Source organism: Arsenophonus sp. ENCA (genome assembly GCF_002287155.1).
GTDB classification, from domain to species: Bacteria; Pseudomonadota; Gammaproteobacteria; order Enterobacterales; family Enterobacteriaceae; genus Arsenophonus; species Arsenophonus nilaparvatae.
In genome coordinates, this window is sequence record NZ_NHNG01000576.1 from 1 (window position 1) to 4507 (window position 4507).

Here is a 4507-nt window from a genome sequence, read left to right on the forward strand (position 1 = left end):
AGATAAGCTCAATCAACTTAATCTGGATGATTGTGCAGATGAGTGCGTAGATTTGCACTACATGGCAGAAGAACTTTATTTTAATTTGAAAAAAACACTGGAAAGATGATGACTCACTCTATTCTTTGTACAGAAAACCACGCAAAAGATTGTGGTTACTCATAAAAATAAGGATGTCGCCGCTAATGGCGGCTCCGCTTATATTTCCCTACCGGATGTTAGAAGCACAGTGAAAAAAAAGCGTATCGCTTAAATAGATTGAATTCCCACACAGAAATCAGATTTATCAATCGAATTAATTTCAAATTTGAAGGATTTCCCTTACTGCCCGATGCCAGCTTGCCATACGCCCATTTTTAGGGGACGGCAAGCCTTCAAGTGGCTTTCGCGGCATATCCTCGCCACACGTGGCTCCGGTATTCCACGTTCCACTTGACCCCAAATGGTCAATGGCTTCGTGACATCGGGCAGTAAGGGAACGGTGACATGGGGTCACCTCCTGCTGTCCCACTAAATAGGAGACACCACAATGTCCCGATTTATACAAGGCGACAGCCAGAAAATTATGTCAACTTTTCCCGATAATGCAATCGATTTTATCCTGACCGATCCGCCGTATCTGGTTGATTATATCGATCGTTCAGGGCGCTCAATTGCCAACGATAAAAACGACGAATGGTTATTGCCAGCTTGTCAACAAATGTTTCGCGTATTGAAGCCAAATAGTTTGATGGTCAGTTTTTACGGCTGGAATCGGGTTGAGAAATTTGTTAATGCCTGGAAAAAATCCGGCTTCCGTATTGTTGGTCATCTCGTTTTCAAGAAACGTTATGCGTCAAAAACTGGGTTTTTTGGGCACAGCCACGAAAATGCTTATCTGCTGGCGAAAGGCCGTCCTGTGATGCCTGTAAAGCCAATGAAAGACGTACAGTCATGGCAATATACAGGCAATATCTATCATCCAACTCAAAAGCCCGTTAGTAGCTTACAGCCGCTCATAGCGTCTTTTACGCAACCTAACGCTATTGTACTTGATCCGTTTGCGGGTTCTGGCTCTACCTGTCTCGCTGCTGCGCTTTCAGGACGGCGTTACATTGGTATTGAGCTTCTTGCTGAATATCATGCCATTGGTCAACAACGTATTGCCGCTTTGCGTGCTTGTCGTGCAGCCTAGAGAGGACATTAAAAAATGAATTATTCTGGTCATGAAGTACTACGAAAAGAGGTGGCTTTACTCGTTGAAAAAATGGATATGTTTTATATCCAACTTTTCGAATTTGAGCGGAAATATTTATATGATTCTGACGAACTTACCGAACGTTTAGCGGCGCAACTGATGAAGCCGATTAAAAATCAAATGCAAGCGATTTATCAACAAGTCATTGCGTTGGACGGTGCTTTTAAAGATTAATTAAACGGGCGGTATATCCGCCCAGTTGTCAGATAATTTTTGTTGGTGTGGAACCCAGCTTGCAGCGTCCATACGGACGCGCCGCATTAACCGCACTGGCAAAAACCGCCAGCGCTTTAAGGACGTCCCGCCCTGTGGTCGTGCCGAATGTATTCATGCTCATCACAGTATCGATTTTTCATCTCTCGTCAGACTCTCTTGCTAAGCGCTTTGTGTAGCACCGCCGCCCGTGCTCCCGCAAGGGTAAAATGCACGCCGCCAGCGGCGCCCTTGCGTTCCCCCGAACGTCGTTGCTCCTCTTGCGCTTTGCCGCGAGAGAGTCTGACGAGAGATGAAAAACAAATCGATAAGAGGAGAAACAGCATGAATACACAAAACGTCAAAACCGCCGCTCAAAAGCCTTCTGAAAGATGGGTTGAAAAAAATAAAGAATCGATAGTGATTCAACATCAACAGGCATTGTTTAATGCACTTTTTCAGAAAAAAAGCGGAAGCGAAACAGGCCAATGGTTGTTTGAACAACTCATGGCAATAACTGAAAACGTCTTAAATCACGGTGTAAGTAACTGGCAAGAACCAACGTTAAAATATTCCGTGGTCAAATATTGGATAAAAGCAATAACCTTAGTTCCCGATTTGTACGGTGAATTAGGGAAGGAAATAATTGCTTTTGTTCGTAACCAATTTGAGCAATCTCTCTGTGTTGAAGTGGCTATGGCACGGCAAGATTATCAATTCTGAATTTGATTACAAAGAATTAAATTAATCATCGCTGGTTACTAGAGTTATCGCTCTGGTAACCAGCTCACCCAAACCCTAAATAGTCTAGGAGTTGAGCTATGCAAAATAGTACGCATAATGAAAGCGTGCAGCATATTAAACAAGCCGTTTTTTACGTCAAAATTTTTAATTATTCATGAGTGGGTCAATTTTATAATTTATCTTTTTGCTGTTTATCTCTTTTAAAATCAGCAAGGCTAATGACGGGTGCTTTTCTTTTTTTTCTTTTGCGTGGTTTTATCACCGGAATATTATTATCATAAATAAATATGATAGGGGTATCGTTTTCATTCCTAATTTCAATCTTATCAAAATTAATATCTTCCCCATGAAAATAAAGATTAACGCCGGATAGAAATTCAATGTCATAAAATTGCAATTCGTCAATCGCTTCACAAATTGCTTTCTTAAGACTTTGTTTATTCCAGCGACCATTAAATTTTATTCTCATTTATTATTCCTTAATTTAAGGTTTATTTACTGGTGCTGATTATTTTTTATTTTACGATAAAATTTGTTAATTTTTCTGGCGTAAATTAATCTTCGTTTATTCTGTATTTCATTATTTTTAAATCCGGCATTATAAGCGCCTATTGCTTGCCAGGTTACACCCCATTTATTAAATGCCAGCGCTAAAAAATAAGCGCCAGTATAAATATTCATACAAGCATCATTTCTTAATTGATAAGGGGTAATACCTAACGATTTAAGATAATTAATATGCTGTGAGTTAATTTGCATGAGGCCAATATCAATACTGTTATTATTTTTTCCAATAGCATTCGGATTATATTTTGATTCTACCCAAGCGATAGCCCGTAATAAATCAGGGTCTATTTTATAATCTCTACCCGCCAAATAAAAACAATCTGCAAAACTGGAATGGGTGAAAAATCCAGACAGAAAAATTACGATTAAAAGTTTTAAAAATCTCATCAACCCGCCTCGATTTTATCCCCAAAAAGTCCCTAGTCAATCTCTCTCACAACTCCTCTTATCACCCACTCCTTAGCATAGAATATGTTCATACTCTACGCAAATTAAAAATTTGCAATAAATAAATTAAAAATCAATAAGTTATATTTTTTAAAATGTTTAATCAATTATTTTACATATAAAAACTAGAGTCGTTGACAACTTAAAAATAGAGTCTTATTAGAGTTATTGTTATTTTTCATACGGATAGTTAGACTCAACTCTAGAGTCAAGTCCTTAAAAGACTCGCCTGACGACTCGTGTTTTTCTATTTTTAAGTCGTATAAGAGTCGTAATTCAAGTCCTTAGCGACTCGTATTTCTGAGCAATGAGTCGTCTTACGAGTCATTGTGTAAGTCGTTTACGACTTGCATTTTTGTTATGCGAGTTGTATAAAGAGTTGTGAGTGAGTCGTAAACGACTCGTTATTGACTCAATAAAGAGTTGTATGCAACTTGCTTTGATATGGTTAATTTTTAACCTAATTATAGTCTATTCGTCAAGGATAAAATTTCATGGCAAGATTACAAATTTACACGTCAAATGATGTTTTTAATCGGATTGTTAATATCGTAAATCAACAAAAAAATGAGGGTGCGAATGAAACTGAAATTAGCTTATCCAGTGTAGGGACAATGTTACTTGAACTTGGTTTAAGGGTTTATGAAGCTCAACAAAATAATGAAAATAATTCTTTTGATCAGGAAGCCTTTAATAAAGTTGTACTTGAAAGTTTAATAAAGACAAAAAAAGCCGTGTCGTTAATTTTAGGGATGCAATCTTTCTCTCCTTATTTAGAAGGAAAGGAAAATTATGAATATCATAAAATGGTTAATGAAATTAGAGATTCTGCTAAAGAAGAGCTTAAGAAATTTTTCCCAGATGATTAATTTAATTACGTTAATTGAACACCGTGATTTTGACGATTTTTTTAATTTATTTGTAATTATCAAGATTAAAGTAAAAATTAACCCAGGAAAAACCAAAAAGTTCCATCCAGAAATTTTTTAATGGTAAAGATTTTTATTATCATTTAGGTGATTTTTATAAATGTTAAATATTGGTTTAAATAAGATGTATTTGATTATATTTAATTTTATCAAGTAATCAATTTTATATAACGATTTTTAATTATTTATTAAATATTCTTATGAATAATAATAATGTAAAAAATATTATGGAGATTAATTTTTTAAATATGGGAATATATATTTATGTTAACGTAAATTAATGTAATTTTTTTTGTTAATTAAAAATGTGGGCTAAAATGTAATTTACAGCTATCCACTTTTAATGGAGCGTCCGATGAAAAAAATCTTAATAACCGGGTCAAGTGGTTTA

At 36.1% G+C, this 4507-nt stretch carries 8 protein-coding genes; 5 read left to right on the top strand and 3 right to left on the bottom strand.

Translation table 11 applies throughout. The features are described 5' to 3' along the window. A partial coding sequence (locus CBG25_RS14950) for a Rop family plasmid primer RNA-binding protein (protein WP_290607629.1) occupies window positions 1-109 on the top strand: 109 nt, incomplete at its 5' end. Window positions 110-301: 192 nt separating this feature from the next. Here CBG25_RS14950 and CBG25_RS14955 read toward each other — a convergent pair. After that, the gene (locus CBG25_RS14955) at window positions 302-511 is read right to left on the bottom strand and encodes a hypothetical protein (RefSeq protein ID WP_290607617.1); all 210 of its coding nucleotides are present in this window, start codon (window positions 509-511) and stop codon (window positions 302-304) included. Between the two features lie 18 nt (window positions 512-529). On the opposite strand from CBG25_RS14955, the gene CBG25_RS14960 reads away from it, so the two are divergent. From CBG25_RS14960 to CBG25_RS14970, 3 genes are all read left to right on the top strand, one after another. Beyond that, the gene (locus CBG25_RS14960; RefSeq protein WP_290607619.1) at window positions 530-1174 is read left to right on the top strand and encodes a DNA methyltransferase; all 645 of its coding nucleotides are present in this window, start codon (window positions 530-532) and stop codon (window positions 1172-1174) included. 15 nt (window positions 1175-1189) lie between these two features. Next, entirely contained in the window at window positions 1190-1411 is a 222-nt protein-coding gene (locus CBG25_RS14965) for a hypothetical protein (protein ID WP_290607621.1), read from the top strand. Between the two features lie 363 nt (window positions 1412-1774). Further along, on the top strand, window positions 1775-2152 hold the full coding sequence (locus tag CBG25_RS14970; RefSeq protein WP_290607623.1) for a hypothetical protein: 378 nt from the start codon (window positions 1775-1777) through the stop codon (window positions 2150-2152). Between the two features lie 190 nt (window positions 2153-2342). Here the strand turns inward: CBG25_RS14970 and CBG25_RS14975 are convergent, their stop codons facing one another. Both CBG25_RS14975 and CBG25_RS14980 read right to left on the bottom strand, forming a co-directional pair. Further along, window positions 2343-2642 (bottom strand): hypothetical protein, encoded by a 300-nt coding sequence (locus CBG25_RS14975; RefSeq protein ID WP_290607625.1) that lies wholly within the window; start codon window positions 2640-2642, stop codon window positions 2343-2345. 26 nt (window positions 2643-2668) lie between these two features. After that, window positions 2669-3127 (bottom strand): transglycosylase SLT domain-containing protein, encoded by a 459-nt coding sequence (locus CBG25_RS14980; RefSeq protein WP_290607627.1) that lies wholly within the window; start codon window positions 3125-3127, stop codon window positions 2669-2671. Between the two features lie 554 nt (window positions 3128-3681). Here CBG25_RS14980 and traM point away from each other — a divergent pair. Next, window positions 3682-4056: a conjugal transfer relaxosome DNA-binding protein TraM gene (gene traM, locus CBG25_RS14985; protein ID WP_290607628.1), complete on the top strand. Its 375-nt coding sequence runs from the start codon at window positions 3682-3684 to the stop codon at window positions 4054-4056. The last annotated feature ends 451 nt before the right edge of the window (window positions 4057-4507 follow it).